Origin of the sequence: Desulfovibrio sp. 1214_IL3152, assembly GCF_036763055.1 — a bacterium.
Taxonomy (GTDB): domain Bacteria; phylum Desulfobacterota; class Desulfovibrionia; order Desulfovibrionales; family Desulfovibrionaceae; genus Desulfovibrio.
Genome location: NZ_JBAIYW010000444.1, coordinates 1 through 1,001, shown reverse-complemented (window position 1 = coordinate 1,001; position 1,001 = coordinate 1). Strand labels below are relative to the sequence as shown.

The following is a 1,001-nucleotide window of genomic DNA, read 5'->3' as shown; positions in this document are numbered from 1 at the left end:
CTCATGAGCAAGATACTGGCCTGGACAGACTGGCTCATGGCCCGCTGGAACGTGCGCTGCCTGACTATGGAGCAGTTGCGCGAAACCCTGGGGCCTGCCGCTCCGGACAGCGGCGGTCTGCTCCCGACTGCGGCCGCCGGACCCAATGACTGGACCTGGTTTTCATAATCCGACCTGTTTGGGGCAGGGCATTTCAACTATCACACTGTTTATACTGACGAAATGCTCTGGGCTCGTGAAGCGAGGCGTAGCGCGGTCCGCGAGATGGGCTTAAGCGCGCCTTGCTGCCGTAAAGCCGCAATCTCAAAGCGAAGCTGCCATAAAAATGCGTTCACGCCTGGTTGCCGTATGGCGGAACAGCGTTGGGCGCTGTGCGTTTTACTGTGGCATTTCATTTTCAGCGCGGTTTCCGGCGGCGCTCGCGCCGCCCCGCGACGTGTTGCATCATGCGCGGCCTTAGGGCATTTTGTCTTTGAAACAAAGTGCATGCCCGAATACAACCTGTGGATTTGCCCCTTGCAGACGCTCAGGAGCAAGCAATGACAAAAGACACAACAAGCGAAACGCTCACCGCGCCGCCATTTGCGCCCGGCCTGCCCCATGTGGCCTGTGTGCTGCTCTGGTATCCGCTTTTCACCCAGCCCTTTATATTCCGTGAGGTGCAGGGGCTGCGCAAGCGCCTTCCTGTGGCGGTCTACAGTCTGTATGGACCCAACCTGCGCCATTGCTCCACGGAAATGCGCAACGTGGCGCGGGAGACCATAACTATGGGTACTCGGGCGCTGCCGGCTATCCTGGGTGAAGTGCTGCGCGAGATGTTCACGCATCCCCTGCGGCTGGGCCGGATTTTCAGGCGCACCATGTTCCGCCGCTGGCGCTGCATTGAAACCCTGGGCGAAAATCTCTGGGCTTTTTGCGCCGGGGTCTATCTGGCCCGCCGGTTCAGGGAGGCAGGCATAGACATGATCTACGCCCCCTGGCCGCGCGGCACAGCCACGGCC

1 pseudogene is annotated in these 1,001 nt (G+C 60.5%); it reads left to right on the top strand.

Annotation, left to right across the window (positions count from 1 at the left end):
- Nucleotides 1-539 precede the first annotated feature (539 nt).
- Nucleotides 540-1,001: pseudogene (locus tag V6C07_RS09415) on the top strand (colanic acid biosynthesis glycosyltransferase WcaL); the annotation flags it as partial.